General features: G+C 67.5%; 19 protein-coding genes. 13 read left to right on the top strand and 6 right to left on the bottom strand.

Going from position 1 to position 20,073, the window contains the following annotated elements; genetic code table 11:
- Window positions 1-58: 58 nt before the first annotated feature.
- From MLP_RS19095 to MLP_RS19085, 3 genes are all read left to right on the top strand, one after another.
- Entirely contained in the window at window positions 59-301 is a 243-nt protein-coding gene (locus MLP_RS19095) for an AbrB/MazE/SpoVT family DNA-binding domain-containing protein (protein ID WP_013864805.1), read from the top strand.
- Window positions 285-713: a type II toxin-antitoxin system VapC family toxin gene (locus MLP_RS19090; protein ID WP_013864804.1), complete on the top strand. Its 429-nt coding sequence runs from the start codon at window positions 285-287 to the stop codon at window positions 711-713. The genes MLP_RS19095 and MLP_RS19090 overlap by 17 nt, the downstream gene beginning before the upstream one ends.
- Window positions 714-779: 66 nt before the next feature.
- Window positions 780-1,736, top strand: a complete 957-nt coding sequence (locus MLP_RS19085) for a hypothetical protein (RefSeq protein ID WP_013864803.1) — start codon at window positions 780-782, stop codon at window positions 1,734-1,736.
- A gap of 70 nt (window positions 1,737-1,806) precedes the next feature.
- Here the strand turns inward: MLP_RS19085 and MLP_RS19080 are convergent, their stop codons facing one another.
- Window positions 1,807-3,063: an LCP family protein gene (locus tag MLP_RS19080; protein ID WP_013864802.1), complete on the bottom strand. Its 1,257-nt coding sequence runs from the start codon at window positions 3,061-3,063 to the stop codon at window positions 1,807-1,809.
- Window positions 3,064-3,191: 128 nt separating this feature from the next.
- Here MLP_RS19080 and MLP_RS19075 point away from each other — a divergent pair, with 128 nt between their 5' ends.
- From MLP_RS19075 to MLP_RS19035, 9 genes are all read left to right on the top strand, one after another.
- The gene (locus tag MLP_RS19075) at window positions 3,192-4,739 is read left to right on the top strand and encodes an LCP family protein (RefSeq protein ID WP_013864800.1); all 1,548 of its coding nucleotides are present in this window, start codon (window positions 3,192-3,194) and stop codon (window positions 4,737-4,739) included.
- Between the two features lie 70 nt (window positions 4,740-4,809).
- Entirely contained in the window at window positions 4,810-5,793 is a 984-nt protein-coding gene (locus MLP_RS19070) for a glycosyltransferase family 2 protein (protein ID WP_041793000.1), read from the top strand.
- A 26-nt stretch (window positions 5,794-5,819) separates the two neighbouring features.
- Window positions 5,820-7,253, top strand: a complete 1,434-nt coding sequence (locus MLP_RS19065) for a hypothetical protein (protein ID WP_013864798.1) — start codon at window positions 5,820-5,822, stop codon at window positions 7,251-7,253.
- A gap of 113 nt (window positions 7,254-7,366) precedes the next feature.
- Window positions 7,367-8,407, top strand: coding sequence for a 5-dehydro-2-deoxygluconokinase (iolC, locus tag MLP_RS19060; RefSeq protein WP_013864797.1), 1,041 nt, complete (start codon window positions 7,367-7,369; stop codon window positions 8,405-8,407).
- Window positions 8,404-9,348, top strand: a complete 945-nt coding sequence (locus MLP_RS19055) for a class I fructose-bisphosphate aldolase (RefSeq protein WP_013864796.1) — start codon at window positions 8,404-8,406, stop codon at window positions 9,346-9,348. The genes iolC and MLP_RS19055 overlap by 4 nt, the downstream gene beginning before the upstream one ends.
- 14 nt (window positions 9,349-9,362) lie before the next feature.
- The gene (gene iolB, locus MLP_RS19050) at window positions 9,363-10,241 is read left to right on the top strand and encodes a 5-deoxy-glucuronate isomerase (protein WP_013864795.1); all 879 of its coding nucleotides are present in this window, start codon (window positions 9,363-9,365) and stop codon (window positions 10,239-10,241) included.
- A gap of 2 nt (window positions 10,242-10,243) precedes the next feature.
- Entirely contained in the window at window positions 10,244-12,142 is a 1,899-nt protein-coding gene (gene iolD, locus MLP_RS19045) for a 3D-(3,5/4)-trihydroxycyclohexane-1,2-dione acylhydrolase (decyclizing) (protein ID WP_013864794.1), read from the top strand.
- Window positions 12,143-12,208: 66 nt separating this feature from the next.
- Entirely contained in the window at window positions 12,209-13,126 is a 918-nt protein-coding gene (locus MLP_RS19040; protein ID WP_013864793.1) for a TIM barrel protein, read from the top strand.
- 58 nt (window positions 13,127-13,184) lie between these two features.
- The gene (locus MLP_RS19035) at window positions 13,185-14,678 is read left to right on the top strand and encodes a CoA-acylating methylmalonate-semialdehyde dehydrogenase (protein WP_013864792.1); all 1,494 of its coding nucleotides are present in this window, start codon (window positions 13,185-13,187) and stop codon (window positions 14,676-14,678) included.
- Window positions 14,679-14,982: 304 nt separating this feature from the next.
- Here the strand turns inward: MLP_RS19035 and MLP_RS19030 are convergent, their stop codons facing one another.
- The 3 genes from MLP_RS19030 to MLP_RS19020 form a co-directional block, all read right to left on the bottom strand.
- Window positions 14,983-15,426, bottom strand: coding sequence for a nitroreductase family deazaflavin-dependent oxidoreductase (locus tag MLP_RS19030; RefSeq protein WP_013864791.1), 444 nt, complete (start codon window positions 15,424-15,426; stop codon window positions 14,983-14,985).
- 54 nt (window positions 15,427-15,480) lie between these two features.
- A complete protein-coding gene (locus MLP_RS19025; RefSeq protein WP_013864790.1) occupies window positions 15,481-16,047 on the bottom strand; it encodes a DUF402 domain-containing protein in 567 nt (188 codons plus the stop codon).
- A gap of 90 nt (window positions 16,048-16,137) precedes the next feature.
- Window positions 16,138-16,872 (bottom strand): TIGR03089 family protein, encoded by a 735-nt coding sequence (locus tag MLP_RS19020; RefSeq protein ID WP_013864789.1) that lies wholly within the window; start codon window positions 16,870-16,872, stop codon window positions 16,138-16,140.
- Window positions 16,873-16,982: 110 nt separating this feature from the next.
- Between MLP_RS19020 and MLP_RS19015 the strand changes: the two genes are divergently transcribed.
- Entirely contained in the window at window positions 16,983-18,062 is a 1,080-nt protein-coding gene (locus MLP_RS19015; protein WP_013864788.1) for a mannose-1-phosphate guanylyltransferase, read from the top strand.
- Here the strand turns inward: MLP_RS19015 and cofE are convergent.
- Window positions 18,053-18,958 (bottom strand): coenzyme F420-0:L-glutamate ligase, encoded by a 906-nt coding sequence (gene cofE, locus MLP_RS19010; RefSeq protein WP_013864787.1) that lies wholly within the window; start codon window positions 18,956-18,958, stop codon window positions 18,053-18,055. The two genes, MLP_RS19015 and cofE, sit on opposite strands and share 10 nt — an antisense overlap.
- 99 nt (window positions 18,959-19,057) lie before the next feature.
- Window positions 19,058-20,044, bottom strand: a complete 987-nt coding sequence (gene cofD / locus MLP_RS19005) for a 2-phospho-L-lactate transferase (protein ID WP_013864786.1) — start codon at window positions 20,042-20,044, stop codon at window positions 19,058-19,060.
- Between the last annotated feature and the right edge of the window lie 29 nt (window positions 20,045-20,073).

The following is a 20,073-nucleotide window of genomic DNA, read 5'->3' as shown; positions in this document are numbered from 1 at the left end:
CCTGACGCACACCCGATCGAAACCATACGACCTACCATTCCAATGGTAGAGTAATGGCATGAAGACAACCATCGATCGGGCCGGGAGGCTTGTGATCCCCAAAGCCCTGCGGCTGGAGATCGGTCTCGTGCCGGGGCCGGTCGAGATCGTGGTGGATGGCAACGCGTTGCGGATCAGACCGAGTGGTGCCGTGGAGTTCGACGACCTCGAATTGGTGGATGGCATCCCGACCCTCCCCAGAACCGGGGTCCCGACGACTGACAACGACGTACGGGAGATGCGGCTTGCCGACCAGCGCTGAACTGCTGCTCCTCGACACCAGCGCGGCGGTTGCTCTGGTCGATCCGGACCATGTGGCTCATGACGCGGTTCGTGATCGGGTCCGGGGCCATCGACTCGGACTCGCGGGTCATGCCGAGTTCGAGACCTTCTCAGTCCTCACCAGGCTTCCGGGTGCGAAGCGGGTCGCGCCGGAGGCGGCGATCAGGCTGATCCAGATTGGGTTCCCCGAGACTCGGCACCTTTCGCGCACCGCCGCAGAACTGTTGCTGACCGAAGTCGGTCGCCGAGGGGTGGCTGGCGGAGCCGTGTACGACGCTCTGGTGGCCGCGGCGGCAGGCGAACACGCGTTGTTATTGGTGAGCCGAGATGCCCGTGCGATGGCCACCTATCGTGCGATGGGCATCGACGCCGAACTCGTTGGCCTGCCGTAGCTCCCGAGGTATCAAACGCGCCCCCGCGAGTGTCCTTGAGGTGCACACCCGCGGGGGAGGCAGATCGTGACCGCGACCATCGCTGACCGGAGTCATGCCACGAGTCCACCGGCAGTTGCCGGCGGCAAGCCTGACGAACTCGAGCCCGAGCATCCGCGCCGGATCCGGCGGGCGCCGTTGCCGACGATCATGCCGGTCGCCGGGACGGTCAAGCGGGATGTGCTCGAGCAGTTGGCGGAGACCCATCCCGTCGACGCGGAGCGACTGGGCGAGGCGCTCATCCGGGGGCAGCGAGCGCTCGACGGCGATGATCGGGTCCACTTGGCCGAGCTGGTCAACGAAGGCGTACGCACCCTGACCCCCGCAATGGCCACGACCGACAAGGCCGTACGGGTGAAGGCCGAGACCGCCCTGAAGAACCGGGTTACCTTCGTCTGCCGCTTCGTCTCCCGGCGGGAGGGTGAGATCGCTCGTCGGAAGTACGCAACCGGGCTCGGCTTGGGGGTCGCGTTCAGCGTGCTGGTGCTCGCTTTGGTCGGCTATCTGGCTCCGGTGGTCATCCGATCCTGGCTGCAGCTGACCCATGAAGGAGCCGACACCATCGTGGTCGGCTCGTACAACTGGCTCGCCCTACGCGACACGCTGGTGGCGATCGGTGGTGGCGCTGCGGGCGCGGCGGTCAGCGTGTTGCTGCGGCTCAACCGGGTGCCGGACCTGAAGGTCGAGACCGTCCGAGCCAGCACCGCGATGGTGCGGATCCTGCTCGGCTGGTTCTTCGCCCTTGCGCTGCTCGCCCTGGTCAAGAGCGGGATCGCGGCGGACCTGTTCCACGACCCGAGCGGGGCACTGTTGGACGCCGATCCGACCAACGACACTCCGGCCGTGATCGTGGGCAGTTGGTTCTTCTGGGCCGCGGTCGGTTTCCTGGCGGGCTTCAACGAGCGCTGGGCGACCACCATCATCGCCCGTGACCCTGCCACGCCGCCCGCGAAGACGGATCAATCGGGCATCCCGAACCCGTGAGTCGATCGCCGACCGCGCGAAACTCCCGCCGCACGAAACTCTCGCCGCACGAAACTCCCGCCGCACGAAACTACTGGGCGTACTTCTTCAGATTCGAGGTGTCCCCGCGGGCGATGTCCTCGAACATCGACTTCGCCTCCTGCTCGTCCCAGATCACCGCGGATCCGACCGGCGTGTACGCCCCAGGGTTCGACACCGGGACGGTCAGGGTCAGGCCCTGCCCGGAGGAGACCTTGCGCATCGCGTTGCCCATCTTGACCACCTCGAGGAACGAGGTGTCCTCTCCGATGGTGATCGCGTCGAAGCCGGACGTCATCAGCCTGAAATAGCGCACCGGATTGATCACCGTCACCGGCGAGGCGGCGTCCTTGGCGATGGCGGCCAGCATCTCTCGTTGCCGCTTCACCCGGCCCAGATCGCCGAGCGGGTCAGCCTTGCGCATCCGGACATAGCCCAGGGCGTTCTTGCCGTCCAGGTTCTGGCAGCCTTTGGGCAGATCGAGGTGCGAGTCCTTGTCCTTGATCGCCTTCGGCAGGCACATCTCAATCCCGCCGAGAGCGTCGATCACGTTCACGAAGCCGCCGAAGCCGATCTCGGTGTAGGCGTCGATCCGCAGCCCGGTGTTCTGCTCGACCGTCTGCACCAGCAACTCCGGCCCGCCGAGGGCGTACGCGGCGTTGATCTTGTTGGTGCCGTGACCGGGGATCGGAACGTAGGAGTCGCGGGGCACCGAGATCAGCGCCGGCTTCCCGCCGGGCGGAATGGACAAGATCATGATCGTGTCGGTGCGCAGGCCCTCTGTGCTGCCCGTACCGAGCTTCTTCTGCTCAGCCTTGGACAGCCCCTCTCGGGAGTCGGACCCGACCAGCAGGAAGGTGGTGCCGGGCTGGTTGGCCGGTCGGTCGCCGCTCGGTGCCGCATCCACGCGATCGATCCGAATCCAGGCGTAGACCGGGACGGCGATCAGCCAGACCAGCAAGGCCGCCAGGATGATCGCGACCCAGGTGAAGAACCGGCGTACGGGGTGCTTCTTCTTGGGACTCTTCGGTCGACCACCGGGCCCGCCCGGTCCGGGAGGGCCGCCTGGCCCGGCCGGCCCTCCGGGTCCGCCGGTGCCTCCCGATCCGTACGGGGCAGGCTGGGGAGGCGGCGCCGGCTGCGGGCGCACGACCGGCGGTGGAGGAAATTGCTGCGGCGGTGGCGACGGCCGGGCCTGACCGGCCTGCGGGGGCACCGGAGGCAGCATGCGAGTCGGTTCTGGCTCACTGGCACGAGGGTTGTCGCGCCCGTACAGCCAGTCGAGGTCGTCGTCGCGGCCGGATGCCATGGCAGCGAGCGTACCTGTAGCAGTTCCAGGTTGCCCCGGCGTGGCGCGCCGGAAGGGCCTTGGTCTGGCGACAATACTGGCCGAGGTTCTTCATTGAGCTGACTGGCCGAGATGACGAAAGGTTCCACGTGTCGGACACCGGAGAGGACGAGACGCAGCAGCCACAGGCACCTCGCGACTCGCACCTGCCGCCTCCGTCGCTGCGCACCTCGCAGCAGCGCAGCGAGCGGGTGAAGCTGCGTCGCGCCCTCGGCTTTCTCGGCATGACGCTGATCGCCCCGGGTTCGGCACAGCTCGCGGCCGGCAACAGAACGCTCGGCCGGGTGGCGCTGCGGATCTGGGTGGGGTTGTGGGCAGTGCTGCTGCTCTTGGGGATCGGCGCCCTGGTCTGGCGTTCCGCAGTGATCGGCCTGTTCACCAACTCGACCGTCCTGCTCCTCCTTCAGGTGTTGCTGGTGCTCCTCGGCATCGGCTGGGGCCTGCTGTTCGTCGACGCCTGGCGACTCGCGCGTCCGCCGGAGCTGGCTCGTCGGCATCGGCTCGGCTTCGCCGCATTGGCCGGGGTGCTGGTGTTCGTCGTGGTCGGCGGGCTGGTCTCGTCGGCGTCGATCGTGGCGAGCCAGCGCAGCCTGATGTCGACCGTGTTCGCGGGCGGCGGTGAGACGAAGGCCCAGGCTGGGCGCTACAACATCCTGCTGCTCGGTGGCGATGCGGGGAAGGGCCGGACGGGCCTTCGCCCCGACAGCCTCACGGTCGCGAGTGTGGATGCGGAGACCGGTCGTACGGTGCTGATCGGCCTGCCGCGCAACATGGAGGACGTGCCCTTCCCGGAGAGCTCGCCGATGCACAAGAAGTTCCCGAAGGGCTTCGGTTGTGAGGACCACAGCTGCATGCTGAACGCCGTCTACACCTATGCCTCGACGCACCCGGGTCTCTACCCCAAGAGTGTCAAGGACCCGGGTGTCCAGGCGACCAAGGAAGCGGTCGAGGGTGCGACCGGGCTCAAGATCAACTACTACGCGATGGTCGACCTGAAGGGCTTCGAGGCACTGATCGATGCCGTTGGCGGGGTCCGGATCGACGTCAACCGAGACATCCCGATCGGTGGCGGCGAGGCCAAGCTGTACGGGTATGTGAAGAAGGGCAAGAACCAGTTGCTGAACGGCCGCTCGGCCTTGTGGTTCGCCCGGTCTCGATCCGACTCCTCCGACTATGACCGGATGGCGCGGCAGAAGTGCGTGATGACCGCCATGCTGAAGCAGCTGGATCCGGTGACCGTGCTGACGAACTTCAACCAGATCGCCGCGGCCGGCAAACAGGTCGTGGAAACCGACATCCCGCCGAGCAAGGTCGACACCATGGTCACCCTCGCCCTCCAAGCCAAGACGAAGCCGATCGCCAGCGTCTCCTTCGTGCCGCCGGCGATCTATCCGGGCAGCCCGGACATCGCCAAGATGCACTCGATGGTGGCGAAGAAGATCGCCAAGGCCGAGGCCAAGGACAATCCGACCGCCGCTCCCACTCCGGCGGAACAGCCGACCGACGCGCCGTCCTCGTCATCCTCGTCATCCTCGTCGCCGAGCCCGTCGGCCAGCAAGAAGCCCAAGAAGAAGACGGCGACGTTGAAGGCGGGTCAGCAGACCGAGGACCTGGCGTCGGTCTGCTCCGCGAGTTGATCTGCCGGCGAGTTGACCTGCTCCGCGAGTTGAGACGCCGTCAGCGGTGAACGATCGGCAGAATGAGCCGGTGCGCACCTGGCCCGGAGTGAGTGTCGTGATGCCGATCCTGAACGAGGAGCGGCATCTGCGCGCCGCCGTGGCGGGGGTGCTGGATCAGCACTATCCAGGCGACCTCGAGCTGATCATGGCGATCGGGCCGTGCCGCGACCGCACCCATGAGATAGCCGAGGAGTTGGTGGCCGACGATCCTCGGCTCAGGATCGTCGACAACCCCGCCGGCCGTACGCCACATGCGCTGAACCTGGCTATCGAAGCGGCTCGGCACGACATCCTGGTCAGGGTCGACGGGCACGGTGAGCTGGGAGAGCGCTATATCGAGCGGGCCGTCGAGCTGCTCGAGGAGACCGGCGCGGCCAACGTCGGCGGCGTGATGGAAGCGCAAGGGCAGACACCGTTCGAGGAAGCCGTCGCCTTCGTCTACACCAGCCGATGGGGTTTGGGGGGTGCGGCGTTCCACCAGGGCGATGTGCCCGCCGGCCCGGCGGAGACGGTCTTCCTCGGGGTGTTCGACAAGCGCGAGCTGAAGGCGGTGGGCGGCTTCGACGAGACCATGCACCGGGCACAGGACTGGGAACTCAACTACCGACTCCGGCAGTCGGGGCGCGTGGTCTGGTTCTCGCCGGAGCTGCGGGTGACCTATCGACCGCGGTCGTCGTTGCGGGCGCTCGTGAAGCAGATGTACGACACCGGCAAGTGGCGTCGGGAAGTCGTCCGGCGCTATCCCAAGACTGCCAGCGTGCGCTATCTGGCCCCGCCAGGCGCCGTGCTGGCGATCGCTGTCGGGTTGGTCGGCGCCTTCGTGGGCACGGTGATCGGCTCGCGGCTGCTTCAGTTGGGCGTGTTGGCGCCGCTGGGCTACGGGGCCTTCGTGGGGTACGTGACCGCGACCGCGCCCCGGACCTTGACGCCCGAAGCCCGGCGATGGCTGCCCGCGGTGCTGGCCGCCACCCACCTGTCCTGGGGTGCCGGCTTCTTGGTCGGACGGCGCTGAGCTGGTCGTCCGGTAAGTTCCGGACAATGAGCATCGAGCAGCAGGTCCAGGACCTCATCGATGGAGCGGGCGATGAGCTCGGCGTGGGTCAGATACACGACCTGTTGCTGCGCGTCGCCGAGATCAGCGGAGGCAAACCGCAGGCGGTGACCGGACCCGGACCAGAGTTCATCTGGCGACTCGGTGACCGTGGGCAGACCGTTTCGGTCTACCGGTTCCGCGACCGGCTTTCGCTGTCACACGACACGTTCGACTGGGCTGAGCACGACGACGAGAAGTATCGCGACTTCAAGTGGGGTGAGGTCCCCGATCTGCCGTATCTGTGGCGGCTGCCGATCGCGGGCGGGCTCGAGTGGGGTCCAGGTGCGCCGGTGGCGACGAGCTGGCGGGCGTTCTTCACCTGCTTCGAGAAGTGCCTGGATCGTCTGCCGAGTGACCTCCAGCTGATTCCGCCTGCGTGGCGGCCGGCGGGCGAGATCGTCACCTCGATGTGGAACATTGACGGGCCGACGTACGGAAGTGCCAGCATCGCCGTCTCGGACACCGGGATCACGATGGAGTGCTATGGCGACGAGCCCTTGCTGCTGCAGATCCCTGCCGACCGTCTCGGACCCAAGCAGGTGAGCGTGCCCGCGATCCTGGCGTCGCTGACCGCCAACGGCAACTACCGCGAGCTCCAGTTCTTCGAGAACCAGACGGTGATGGACGTCTTTCCCACCGGGATGGAGCCGGGCGATCCGATGTTCGATCCGGACGACTTTCCCGACCCAGGCAAGCCCAAGCACCTCCAGACTGTCGATCAAGCGCGCGCCCTCCTCGCCCCTGCGCCTGAGCCCGAGTCGACCACTCTCGCTGCGGTCGCCGATCCGGCGCCTGCCGAGCCGGTCGCACCGGTCGAGCCGGTCGCACCGGTCGAGCCCCCAGCACCGCCCTTGGTCATAGAAGTGCCTGCTGCACCGGAGGCGCCGGCACGTAAGCCGTGGTGGCGCAGGCGTGCCAAGCCATCGCCGGCAGCGTTCGTCGCGACGATGCCGCCGGAGCATGCCGTCGAACTGGCTGGTCAGCTGGCCCTGAACAACCACGATGTGCCGGCTGTGCTCGCGGCGTGGGGAACGGTCCTCGACGAGCGGTGGCATGGGGTGCTGCGGCTCGGGTTCGTTCAGTGCCAGCGGTCTGGTACCGGTTACGACGTCGCCGTCGAGTTGGTGCCCACCGGTGGTGAGATCGATGACCTGTCCGGCGCCACGGCGTACGCGCGTCAGCTGAAGGATGGTCTGAGGGCACGTTTCGGCGGGCAGCAGGCGCAGTTTGCCTCGCTCACCACAGGGAGCTTTGCCTGGCAGGTGGGCTCGGCGGGAGTCGTCTTGGAGCTTGATGCCAAGCGGGTGGCCGTCGTGGTGCTGGCTGATGGCGATCGGGCGGTGTCGTTGGTGGAGGGAATGGCCCAGCCATCCACCTGATCGACATTCTGCTCTGACTCCACAACGGAGTTCATCACTTCGATAATTTGTCCGTACAAATCTTGACTGCCGGCCGGACCGGCACTACCGTCGGACAGAATCGAAGGAGAGTGATGAGCAGCGCACCTCAGCACAGTCCGGACGTAGCTTCGACACCGCTGGAGGTGTTGACGTTCGGCCGCAGTGGCGTAGACATCTACCCGCACCAGATCGGGGTGGGCTTGGAGGATGTCAGCTCCTTCGGCAAATACCTCGGCGGCACCACCGCCAATGTGGCGGTCGCCGCCGCACGACTGGGGCGACGGTCGGGGATCATCACCGGGGTCGGCAACGACCCGTTCGGACGCTTCGTGCGCCGCGCCCTCACCGAGCTCGGGGTCGACGACTCCCAGGTGGTGACCAACAACGAGTACCCCACGCCGGTCACCTTCTGTGAGATCTTCCCGCCGGACGACTTTCCGCTCTGGTTCTATCGCAAGCCGACGTCGCCCGACATGCAGGTCAGGGTCGACGACATCGACTTCGACGCGGTCCGGGCAACCCAACTGATGTGGCTGTCGGTCAGCGGATTCAGCCAGGAGCCGAGCCGCTCGGCGCACTTCGCCGTCCTCGAGGCGCGCAACCGCAAGCCGATCACCGCCCTCGATCTGGACTACCGACCGATGTTCTGGGAATCCCCTGCTCACGCCGGCGAGCAGGTACGCAAGGCGCTGCCGTACGTGACGGTGGCCGTCGGCAACCGTGAGGAGTGCGAGGTCGCGGTCGGGGAGACCGATCCAGAGCGGGCGGCCGATGCGCTGCTGGATGCCGGCGTCGAGCTGGCCATCGTCAAGCAGGGTTCGAAGGGTGTGCTGGCCAAGACCCGTACGGAGCGGGTGGTCTCGCCACCGATCATGATCAAGCCGCTGAACGGCCTGGGTGCCGGCGACTCCTTCGGCGGCTCGCTGTGTCATGGGCTGCTCGCCGGCTGGCCGCTGGAGAAGGTGCTGGCGCGGGCGAACGCGGCGGGAGCCATCGTCGCCTCGCGCCTGGAGTGCTCGACTGCCATGCCGACCAGCGAGGAGATCGACCTGCTGCTGGCCGGCGGCGATCCCAACGAGCGGATCGCCGATCAGCTCGCCGTGCACTTCGAGACGGTGGGGGCGACCTCATGAGCGTGACCGAGGCGCCCCTCACGACCTCTCGATCGGCATCCTCGACAGAGACCCCTGCGCCTCAGCGGTTCGTCTCCTCGATCGCCGAGATCAGCGACGTCCGGTTTGCCGAGCCGGAGCGGATCGGTGAGCTGCTGGCCACCCGGCGCCGACGTACCATCGCCGGCAGCGACGGCCGGCTGATGATCGTGGCCTGCGATCACCCGGCCCGAGGCGCGCTCGGGGCGACCGGCAACCGGATGGCCATGGCCAACCGGACCGAGCTGCTGGAGCGGCTCGTCACCGCGCTGGCGCGACCTGGAGTCGATGGACTGTTGGCCACGGCCGACATCGCCGAGGATCTGCTGCTGCTCGGCGCGTTGGAGGACAAGCTGGTCTTCTCCTCGATCAACCGAGGTGGGATCCAGGGCTCAGCCTTCGAGATCGACGATCGCAACACCGGCTACGACGTCCGGGGCACCATCGAGGCCGGCTTCGACGGGGCCAAGATGCTCACCCGGATCGATCTGGACGATCCCGCCACCGTGGCCACCCTGGAGGCCCAGGGCAAGGTGATCACCGAACTCAACCGGGCTCGCCTGATCGCCATGGTCGAGCCGTTCCTGTCCAAGCGGGTCAACGGCCGGGTCGTCAACGACCTCAGCCCCGACGCGGTGATCAGGTCGATCGCGATCGCCCAGGGCCTGGGGGCTTCCAGCGCCTACACCTGGATGAAACTGCCGGTGGTCCATGAGATGGAGCGGGTGATGGCCGCCACCACCTTGCCGACCCTGCTGCTGGGCGGCGATCCGGACAACGATCCCGACGAGACGTACGCGTCGTGGCAGGCCGCGCTGGCGCTGCCCTCGGTGCGCGGTCTGGTGGTCGGCCGCACCATGCTCTACCCGGCCGACGACGACGTAGCGAAGGCGGTCGACACCGCCGTATCCCTGGTGCGCTGAAAGGTCCCCAATCGATGAGTGAGTTGTTCCTCCCTGCTGGCGCGGGCGCCAGTGGACCGTATGACCTCGAGGTCACGCCGACCTCGGCCGGCTGGGGCTACTCGAGCCTGCGCACGATCACGCTCGCCGCTGGTGCCAGCCACGACTTCACCTGTGATGGCGAGGAGATCATCGTGGTGCCCCTGGCGGGCAGCGCGACCGTCAGCACCGGTGAGCAGAGCTTCATCCTCATCGGTCGACCGCACGTGTTCGCCGGGCCGACCGACATCGTCTACCTGCCGGCCGGCTCGGGTGCCACGCTCACCTCGGCCGATGGTGGCCGGTACGCGCTGTGCGGTGCGGTGTCCACCGCCGAGCTGCCTGCTCACTACTCGCCGGCGGCCGAGATCCCGGTCGAGCTGCGTGGCGCGGGCCAGTCGAGCCGACAGGTCCGCAACTTCGGCACCCCCGGCGCCCTCGAGGCCGGCGCGATCATCGCCTGCGAGGTGATCACCCCGGGCGGCAACTGGTCGTCCTATCCGGCGCACAAGCACGACGAGGCGACCGAGACCGAGTCGGAGCTGGAGGAGATCTACTACTTCGAGATCGCGGCCGGTCCGAATGGCGAACCCGGTTTGGGTTTCATGCGGACCTCGTCTTCGCCGGGTCACGAGATCGACATCTGCGAAGAGGTCCATGACCGCGACACGGTGCTGGTGCCGTACGGCTGGCACGGTCCCTGCGTCGCGGCGCCGGGCTACGACATGTACTACCTGAACGTGATGGCCGGTCCGCCCAACCCTGATGGCGGCGACCGGGCCTGGAAGATCTCCGACCATCCCGATCAGACCTGGGTGCGGGGCACCTGGGTCGACCAGGCGGTGGACCCCCGACTGACTCGAAAGGACTCCTGACCATGGCCGAGACTGTTCACCTGACGGTGGCGCAGGCGACCATCAAGTTCCTCAGCCGGCAATACAGCGAGTCCGACGGTGTCGAGCGCAAGTTCTTCGAGGGCTGCTTCGGCATCTTCGGTCACGGCAATGTGGCAGGGCTCGGCCAGGCGCTGCTGCAGGCCGAGATCGAGGAGCCGGGCACGCTCCCGTACGTGCTGGGCCGCAATGAGCAGGCCATGGTGCACTCCGCCGTCGCGTTCGCTCGGATGCGGAACCGGCTGCAGGCCTATGCCGTGTCCTCCAGCGTCGGGCCGGGTGCGACCAACATGGTTACCGGCGCGGCGTTGGCGACGATCAACCGGCTGCCGGTGCTGCTGCTGCCGGCCGACACTTTCGCCGACCGCAGTGCCTCGCCGCTGCTGCAGGAGTTGGAGCTGCCGACCGCCGGCGATGTCACCGTCAACGACGCGTTCCGCCCGGTCAGCAAGTACTTCGACCGGGTCTGGCGGCCCGAACAGCTGCCGGCCGCGCTGCTGTCGGCGATGCGGGTGCTGACCGATCCGGTCGAGACCGGCGCGGTCACCGTCTGCTTCCCGCAGGACGTCCAGGCGCAGGCGTACGACTGGCCGGTCGAGCTGTTCGCCAAGCGGGTTTGGCACGTCTCCCGGCCGCTGCCCGAGTCCGCGATCATCGGCCGGGCCGCCGAGATCATCCGCGGCGCCGGCAAGCCGCTGGTCGTGGCCGGTGGCGGGGTGCACTACTCCGGCGCGACCGAGGCCCTGGCCAGCTTCGTGGAGGCGACCGGCATCCCGGTCGGCCAGACGCAGGCCGGCAAGGGCACGCTGGCGTACGACCATCCGCAATGCCTGGGCGCCATCGGCTCGACCGGCACCACCGCCTCCAACGCGATCGCGCACGAGGCCGACGTGGTGATCGGCATCGGCACCCGCTACGAGGACTTCACCACGGCCAGCCGGACCGCGTTCGCCAATCCGGACGTGAAGTTCGTCAACGTCAATGTCGCCCCGATCGATGCCGTCAAGCACGCCGGTCTCGCCGTCCAAGCCGATGCCCGCGAGGCTCTCGGTGCCCTGACCGGTCTGCTCGACGGTTATGCGGTCGACGACTCTTACCGAGCCCGCTACACCGAGCTGGATGCCGAGTGGGATGCGACCGTCACGGACGCCTACGCCCAGGAGGAGCCGGCACCGGGCCTGCTCACTCAGAACTCGGTGATCGGGCTGGTCAACGAGCTGTCCGATCCGCGCGATGTCGTGGTGTGTGCGGCCGGTTCGATGCCCGGTGACCTGCACAAGCTCTGGCGGACCAGGGACCCCAAGGGCTATCACGTCGAGTACGGCTATTCCTGCATGGGCTATGAGGTCGCCGGCGGCCTCGGCGTTCGGATGGCGTGCCCCGACCGAGATGTGTTCGTGATGGTCGGTGACGGCTCATACCTGATGATGGCCACGGAGTTGGCGACCGCCGTGCAGGAAGGCATCAAGATCATCACCGTGCTGGTGCAGAACCACGGGTTCGCCTCGATCGGCTCGCTGTCGGAGTCGCTGGGCTCCCAGCGCTTCGGCACCGCCTACCGGCGGCGCGATGCCGAGACCGGTCGGCTCGACGGTGCGAAGCTGCCGATCGACCTGGCCGCCAACGCCGCCAGTTTCGGGCTCGAAGTGCTCAAGGCGACCACCAAGGCCGAGTTCGCCGAGGCGATCAAGACTGCCAAGGCGGCCGAGCACCCGATCGTGATCTATGTCGAGACCGATCCGCTGATCGACGCGCCGTCCTCGCAGTCTTGGTGGGACGTGCCGGTCAGCGAGACCTCCACGCTGACCTCGACCCAGCAGGCCAGCGAGTTCTACCGAGGGAAGAAGGCCGAACAGCGGCCCTACCTCACTCCGACGGCCTGATCACGCCGAGCAACACAGCACCGACCAACCCTCCACTGACCAAGGCAGCAAGGAAGAGAAGCAACCGTGACGTCCACCCTCACCATCGGCACCGCCCCGGACTCCTGGGGTGTCTGGTTCCCCAGCGACCCAGAGCAGGTGTCGGCCAGCCAGTTCCTTGCCGAGGTCGCCGAGGCCGGCTACGAGGCCATCGAGCTGGGCCCGTACGGGTATCTGCCCAGCGACCCCGCTGAACTGCAGGAGGTGCTGGCCGAGCATGGGTTGAGCGTGCTGGCGGGGACCGTGTTCTCGCATCTCCACCAGCCGGGTGCGTGGGACTACACCTGGAAGCAGGTCACCGACGTCGCGGCCTTGACCAAGGCGGTCGGCGGCGAGCACATCGTCGTGATTCCGGAGCCGTGGCGGGACCACAAGACCGGTGAGCCCAAGGAGAGCTCGACGCTGACCGATGATCAGTGGCAACTGCTCACCTCCGGTCACGACGAGCTGGGTCGGCGGATCCTCGAGGAGTATGGCCTGCACGTGCAGTTCCACTCCCATGCCGACACCCACGTCGGCTACCAGGCCGAGATCGAGCGGTTCCTGGAGTCGACCAACCCGGAGTACGTGAACCTCTGCCTGGACACCGGGCACGTGGCCTACTACGGCGGCGACTGCGTCGGCCTGATCACGAAGTACCCGGAGCGGATCGGCTACGTCCACCTGAAGCAGGTCGATCCCACGGTGGTCAGCGAGGTGTTGGAGAAGGATCTGTCCTTCCCCGAGGCCGTACGCCGGGGCGCGATGATCGAGCCGCCACTCGGCCTGCCGGAGATGCCGCCGGTGCTGGAGGCGCTCGCCGGCCTCGACCGGGAGATCAAAGGCATCATCGAGCACGACCTTTACCCCTGTGCGCCGGATGTGCCGCTGCCGATCGCGAAGCGGACCAAGCGCTATCTCTCCTCCTGCAGCCCCGTGTCCATCGACATGGGCACCCTGCAGTAGTTTCCGTCCGACCCCACTCACTCACCCCAGACATTCATTCACCCAGAGGAAGATCACGATGGCAACAACCCTGCAGCACTGGAAGAACGGCGCGGTCTACGAGGGCACGTCGGGTCGGTTCTCGGATGTGACGAACCCGGCGACGGGTGAGGTGACGGCGCAGCTGGCGTTGGCCAACGAGGCCGATGTCGATGCCGTGGTGGCTGCTGCCGCAGCCGCGTTCCCGGCGTGGCGGGACACGTCGCTGGCGAAGCGTACCCAGGTGTTGTTCGCGTTCCGGGAACTGCTGAACGCACGCAAGGAAGAACTTGCCGCGATCATCACCGCCGAGCACGGCAAGGTGTTGTCGGACGCCTACGGTGAGGTGTCGCGCGGCCAGGAGGTGGTGGAGTTCGCGTGCGGGATGCCGCACCTGATCAAGGGCGCCTTCACCGAGAACGCCTCCACCAAGGTGGATGTGCATTCGATCCGGCAGCCGTTGGGGGTGGCCGGGATCATCTCGCCGTTCAACTTCCCGGCGATGGTGCCGATGTGGTTCTTCCCGATCGCGATCGCGGCGGGGAACACGGTGGTGGTCAAGCCGTCGGAGAAGGATCCGACCTCGGTGTTGTGGATCGCGGAGCTGTGGCAGGAAGCCGGTCTGCCGGATGGCGTGTTCAACGTCTTGAACGGGGACAAGGTGGCCGTTGACGGGCTGCTGGCGCATCCGGATGTTGCCTCGATCAGCTTCGTCGGGTCGACGCCGATCGCTCAGTACGTCTACGAGACCGGCACCCGGCATGGGAAGCGGGTCCAGGCGTTGGGTGGGGCGAAGAACCACATGCTGGTGCTGCCCGATGCCGACCTCGATCTGGCGGCGGACCAGGCGGTGAACGCCGGGTATGGGTCGGCGGGGGAGCGGTGCATGGCGATCTCGGCGGTGGTCGCGGTCGGCGGCATCGGTGACGAGCTGGTGACCAAGATCAAGGAGCGCACGGTCGGTCTGCGCACCGGCGACGGGACCCGAGGTTGTGACATGGGCCCGTTGGTGACCGCGGCGGCGCGGGACCGGGTGTCGGGCTACATCGATGCCGGCGAGGCGGCCGGCGCCACGCTGGTGGTGGACGGGCGGACCGTGGAGCCGGACGCGGACGGCGAGGGGTTCTTCGTCGGCCCGACCCTGTTCGACCATGTCAGCACCGAGATGAGCATCTATACCGATGAGATCTTCGGTCCGGTGCTGTCGGTGGTGCGGGTCGACTCCTATGACGAGGGCGTGGAGCTGATCAACTCGAACCGGTACGGCAACGGGGTGGCGATCTTCACCAACGACGGCGGCGCGGCGCGGCGGTTCCAGAACGAGGTCTCGGTCGGCATGGTCGGGATCAATGTGCCGGTCCCGGTGCCGATGGCCTACTACTCCTTCGGTGGCTGGAAGGCGTCACTGTTCGGTGACACCCACGCCCATGGTGTGGAGGGTGTGCATTTCTTCACCCGCGGCAAGGTGATCACCTCCCGTTGGCTCGACCCGAGCCATGGTGGCCTGAACCTGGGCTTTCCGCAGAACACCTGAGCTCGCCCTGAACCCACTGCAGCCGCTGGAGCCGTCTCCGTCCGGGGTGGGGCAACTTCTGGTCAGAAGACCCGATCACAGTGGGGAACCTGACCGGAACCCCGATCGGGTGACTTTTGGTCAGGTATCTCGACCTGATGGGGTTGTCTGACCAACAGTCGGCCGGAGGACGGGAACCTCGTGTTGGACCCGGACGGCGACGCCCCGCTCGAGTCCGTTATCTGACCAAAGTCGGCCGGAGGGCGGGAACCCGCGGCTCCGGCCGCTCGCGCTCAGGGCTCGCTCGCGGGCCCGTTGACTCTGATCAGGCTCGTTCGGCCAGCAGCACCGGGATCACTCGATCGACGCGCTCCTGATAGCCCGCGTAGGGCGGGAAGGTGGCGACGGCACGGGCCCACCACTCGTCCCGCTCGGCTCCGGTCAGCTCGCGGGCTACGGCGTCGAAGGGCTCCGGGCCGTCCTGGACCGTCAGGGCGGTCGGGTCGGCCTTGAGATTCCAGTACCACTGCGGGTGAGTCGGTGCGCCGCCCTGGGAGGCCACCATTGCGTACTTGCCGTCGTGTTCGACCCGCATCAACGGGGTCTTGCGCAGCTTGCCCGACTTGGCGCCGCGGGTGGTGTAGATGACGACCGGCATCCCGGTATCGCGCAGGGTGTTCGCCTCGCGACCACCGGTGCGCTCATAGGTCTCGACCTGGTCCCGGACCCATTGCTGCGGGCTCGGCTCATATTCTCCGGAAAGGGGCATGCCGCCAGGTTAATCCCGAGCTGTCGCACACTAGCTGCGTGATCATCTCCGACATCAGAGACCATCACGCAGCTTGTTGGGATCGACTCGGTTGAGCTCGGCCAGCCAGTGGTCGGAGGTGCCGTCGAATGGCGCGTCGCGCCGGCGTACGGCAGTGAGCACTTCCGCTGCCGCCTGTTCGGCCAACTCGATCACCTCGATCGGGTAGCCGTAGGCGACCTGGTGTGCGGCGAACTCGTCCTTGTCGTCGAGATAGACGGTGCCGTCCCGGCGTCGGATCACGTCCAGGTCGAGATCGATCGAGCGCAGAATCGCGCCATCCCAGACGGCCGGTGTGGCGATGTCGACATAGACCTCCGCCGGCGAACCAGGATCGCCGTGTCGGGCCTGTGCCCGCTCGTCGTTGAACGCCGGCAGATAGGCCACTCCGCCGGCGGGCACCAGCACCACGCCGGCGAAGTCGGCGGTGAACTCTGCTTCGGGCCGGCGATAGTGGGTTCCGACCGGGCAGCCGAGCCAGTCACCGTGCTCATCGGTGCCGAGATAGATGCCGCGATATGTCCAGTGCGGTCGATCGCCCCACTTGGCCATCTCGACGAGGATCTGCTGACCAGGGACCATTCCTGCTGTCTATCAGACAGCTTGGAAAAGATCAGATTGAAAGGTGCGCAGATGTCGTTTCAGCGCCGGGAAACGACATCCACGCACCTTTCAAACCTCCGCTTGGACGTTTTCGGTGGTTCGGATCCGCGCCAGCGCGGCGTCGTCCTCACCCACCACGACCACCACCGAGCCACCGCCGATCAGGGCGGCCAGAATGCCGTCGCGTACGGTCGGCCAGGGGGTTGTCGGTCGGATCAGCCGCCGATCCGCCGAGCCGGCCACGTTGTCGAGCTCGGCCTGGGTCAACGCCACCTCTGCCGACCGCCAGGCCGGCGCATCGGTCGGCACCGGCATGGCCGCATACTGATCGGGTTGCGCGCGGACATCGAGGGAGTAGTCGGTGACGCCCGCCGGCAGGCGCTCGGTGAACGGCAGCCCCAGCGGATGGAGACTGCACGCGAGTACGTCCGCGCCCAGCTCCGCCGCCCGCGCTACTACGGCCCCATAGTCGGGCCCCGCCACCACCAGACGCGCGTCGGCACCACCATCGGCATCGTGACCACCATCGACGGCAACGGTGGCACCGATCCGCCAGCAGGCAAGTTCCAGACAGGCGGTCACCCAGTGCCCCGGATGGGTGCGCGCGACGTCGAGCAGCACGATGTCGCCGAGATCGAGACCGTACTCATCCGTCAGCAGATAGCAGGTCTTCTCGACCCAGTTCGACACCGTGACTGCCGACAGCTCGGTGCGCTCGCCGGAGCCGAGGTCGTAGTAGGTGATCAGGGGGTCCGCACCCGCCGCCGACGTACGCTGACGCAACCGCCGAGAGATCAACTGCATGAGCGCGATCGTAAGGTCTGGCGGAGAAGTCAGCGAGTGCTCGATGTGATGTCCGTCGCGCGGACGGGATTCGCTCGTGGCTGGCGTCGATCTCTCATTAGCCTGGAGCGATGCGTCACGTGCTCATCATGGCCGGCGGCTCCGGAAAGCGACTGTGGCCACTGTCGCGCCAGGACATGCCCAAGCAGCTGCTCCGCATTCTCGGTGGGAAGAGCCTGCTGCGACTGGCGTACGACCGGTTGGACGGCCTGGTCGGTCCTGAACAGGTGTGGGTGTGCACCGGCACCGACTATGCGCACGTGGTGGCTGAGGAGCTGCCCGAGCTGCCACCGGAGAACATCCTGGGTGAGCCCGAAGGCAGGGACTCCCTCAACGCGATCGCGTGGACCGCAGCCGTGCTGGCTGCGTCCGACCCCGACGCGGTGATGGCGGTCGTCGCCTCCGACCAGATCATGCGGCCCACCTCGACCTTCCAGCGGGCGCTGCGGGAAGGATTCGAGGTCGCCGAGGCCGACGAGCATGCCTTGGTCACCTTCGGCGTGGTGCCTACGACCCCGCACACCGGCTACGGCTACCTGCATTGGGGAGAGGGCCTGCCAGACCACCCGGATGTTCGGCGAGTGCTCGCGTTCAAGGAGAAGCCCGACCGGACGACGGCAGAGAGCTATCTCGACTCGGGGGAGTACTGGTGGAACTCGGGCATGTTCATCTGGCGGGCTACCACGGTGCTCGACCAGCTGCGCCAACTGCTGCCCGATACGCATCGGCTGGTCACCGAGCTTGCCGCCCAGCCCGACCGGTTGGCTGAGATCTATCCGAAGCTGGCCAAGATCAGCGTGGACTATGCAGTCATGGAGCCGGCTTCCCAGGGTCGAACGAACGCTCACGTGGTCGCGGTCCAGCTGCCGATCACCTGGCACGACGTCGGCGGCTTCCCGTCGCTGCGCGGTCAGCTGCCGTGGGACGACCACGGCAACGCCGTGTCCGGGACCACGGTGGTCGTTGGTTCTCGCGACAACCTGGTGCTCAACCGGGCCGGCAATGGTCGGCTGCTGGCCGCCATCGGCATGCACGACACCGTGATGGTCCAGACCGACCAGATCACCGTCGTCTGCCCGCTGGGCGAGGCCGAGCGCGTCAAGGAGCTCGTCGCCGAGGTCACCGCCCGATTGGGTCCTGACTACGCCTGAGGCGCCTGCTGATCGAGCAGCAGGGAGCGGATCAGGTCTGCGGCATCGACCGGCAGCGTGCCGGTTTGCAGCAGTTGTGTGGTCGCGGTCTGCGGGCCGGCGCCGACCAGTTCCTCGTACGCCTCGGGTACGCCGAGCGCGCGGCACAGTGCAGCCAGCACCGCCTCGCGCGACCCGTGGCTGAACAGGTCGTCGGGTCCGGTCCGGACAATCGTGGTCGCGCCGGCGGCTTCCTCAGGCTGCGGACCGACCAGCTCGCTCAGACCGCGGATCACTGCCACCGGCCGGCCGGCCAGCTTGCGTTTCACCAGGTCCGCAGCGGCGGCCAGTTCGTCCGCCAGCGCCATCGTGGTGACGGCCAGCTCATTGCCGTACGGATCGGTCTTGCCGGCATAGCTCTCCAGCACTCGGACCCGGGCCGCGCCGATCGCGTGATCGGTCTGTCCGAGCCGCCACGGCCGGCCGGCCGTGTCGGAGACGATCACCCCGACGTCGCCGCCCGCGGCTTCGCTGAGCCCGGCTGCCAGCCGCTCGGCGGAGGCGTCCGGGTCGAGGGGCAGCAGCAGGATCCGCCCTGGTGCCACGTTGGAGTTGTCCACGCCCGCGGCCGCGATCGTCAGCCCGGTTCGGGTACGGACGATGCGCATCGACCCGCGCCGAACCACGGTACGGGTGCTCTCGGCCGCGATCGCCGCCTCCCGATCGGCGGCGTCGGCGTACCGGTCCTCCGCCTTGCTGATGATCTTGGAAGTGACGACGACGATGTCCCCGGGCCGCAGCGGTCCGTGCTCATCGGCGCTGATCGCGGCGGTGAGTAGCTCGACCAGATCGGTCCCGGGGGCCACCTCCCCGATGCCCGCCGGGGCGAAGAGCGCTATCGCAGAGTCAGTCGGCATCAGCGGGCCGATCAGCGAATAAGGTGTGCGATCCTGCCGGGTGTTCCCGGCAAAACCGCACAGTGTGTCTGCGGCTGGCCTCGCCGAAATCACCCGGCATCACAGGGCAGACGAGGGGAGTGCCTTGACCGCAAGTCGAATGAACTCTGCGGTCGCGTCGGGGCTGCTCATGATCAGTCCGGTGACAGCCACGTGCAGCCCGTCGGCCTCCAGTCCGGCGGCGCTGGCGGCGTCGGCGGAGTCCATCACCCACAGGTGCAGGACACCGCAGGCAGCGCGGCTGCCGTAGTGCCGGCCGACCGCAGCCGCGTCCACCTCGACGCCGATCGCGGGCAGCAGCCGGTGGGCCATGCCGAGCACTGGCGCCCCTCCTAGGATGCCGGCGAAGCCGACCACGGGAGCATTGCCCGTGCGCAGCGCGGTGCGGATGCCAGGGACCTCCAGAATCGGGCCGATCGAGACCACCGGGTTGCTGGGGGCAATCAGGATCAGGTCGGCGGCGGCAATCGCCTCCGCAACGCCTGCTGCCGGGCGGGTTGCCTCGATCCCTCGCCGACGGATCGCCAGCGCATCCGGTTGGGCGCGGAGCCGTACCCAGTATTCCTGGAAATGCAGCCATCGCCGCCCGCCGTCGGCCGCCGGGTCGGCGATCGCGACCTCGGTCTCGACCACATCGTCGGTCATCGGCAGCAGGATGAGCCGGGGGTCGTCGGCCAGCCAACGCGCGGTGATCCGGCGGGTGACCTCCGACAGCGGCAAACCGGCAGCCAACAGCTGGGTCCGGGCCAGATGCGTGGCCAGGTCCAGGTCTCCTAGCCCGAACCAGGTGGGCTCCAGACCGTATGCCGCCAGCTCCTCCTTGACTCGCCAGGTCTCGCCGGCCCGGCCCCACCCGCGCTCGGGGTCGATGCCCCGCCCGAGGGTGTAGGTCATGGTGTCCAGATCGGGACAGATCCGCAGCCCGTGCATGGTCACGTCGTCTGCGGTGTTCACGATGACGGTCAGCTGGGCATCGGGGTAGGCGGCCCGGACCCCGGAGACGAAACGGGAGCCACCGACACCACCGGCCAGGACGACGATCTGCACGTGGCCAGTGTTCCATGCAGGCGTGAACT

Origin of the sequence: Microlunatus phosphovorus NM-1 (genome assembly GCF_000270245.1) — a bacterium.
Taxonomy (GTDB): Bacteria; Actinomycetota; Actinomycetes; order Propionibacteriales; family Propionibacteriaceae; genus Microlunatus; species Microlunatus phosphovorus.
Note: the sequence above shows the minus strand (reverse complement) of the source record. Positions and strands in the feature narration are given on the sequence as shown.

What these genes read in the sequence shown, in the direction of transcription:
- MLP_RS19095 (WP_013864805.1), top strand. Translation starts at nt 59, where the DNA reads ATGAAGACAACCATCGATCGGGCCGGGAGGCTTGTGATCCCCAAAGCC.
- MLP_RS19080 (WP_013864802.1), bottom strand. Translation starts at nt 3,063, where the DNA reads ATGGCATCCGGCCGCGACGACGACCTCGACTGGCTGTACGGGCGCGAC.
- MLP_RS19065 (WP_013864798.1), top strand. Translation starts at nt 5,820, where the DNA reads ATGAGCATCGAGCAGCAGGTCCAGGACCTCATCGATGGAGCGGGCGAT.
- iolC (WP_013864797.1), top strand. Translation starts at nt 7,367, where the DNA reads ATGAGCAGCGCACCTCAGCACAGTCCGGACGTAGCTTCGACACCGCTG.
- MLP_RS19055 (WP_013864796.1), top strand. Translation starts at nt 8,404, where the DNA reads ATGAGCGTGACCGAGGCGCCCCTCACGACCTCTCGATCGGCATCCTCG.
- iolB (WP_013864795.1), top strand. Translation starts at nt 9,363, where the DNA reads ATGAGTGAGTTGTTCCTCCCTGCTGGCGCGGGCGCCAGTGGACCGTAT.
- iolD (WP_013864794.1), top strand. Translation starts at nt 10,244, where the DNA reads ATGGCCGAGACTGTTCACCTGACGGTGGCGCAGGCGACCATCAAGTTC.
- MLP_RS19035 (WP_013864792.1), top strand. Translation starts at nt 13,185, where the DNA reads ATGGCAACAACCCTGCAGCACTGGAAGAACGGCGCGGTCTACGAGGGC.
- MLP_RS19030 (WP_013864791.1), bottom strand. Translation starts at nt 15,426, where the DNA reads ATGCCCCTTTCCGGAGAATATGAGCCGAGCCCGCAGCAATGGGTCCGG.
- MLP_RS19025 (WP_013864790.1), bottom strand. Translation starts at nt 16,047, where the DNA reads ATGGTCCCTGGTCAGCAGATCCTCGTCGAGATGGCCAAGTGGGGCGAT.
- MLP_RS19020 (WP_013864789.1), bottom strand. Translation starts at nt 16,872, where the DNA reads ATGCAGTTGATCTCTCGGCGGTTGCGTCAGCGTACGTCGGCGGCGGGT.
- MLP_RS19015 (WP_013864788.1), top strand. Translation starts at nt 16,983, where the DNA reads ATGCGTCACGTGCTCATCATGGCCGGCGGCTCCGGAAAGCGACTGTGG.
- cofE (WP_013864787.1), bottom strand. Translation starts at nt 18,958, where the DNA reads ATGCCGACTGACTCTGCGATAGCGCTCTTCGCCCCGGCGGGCATCGGG.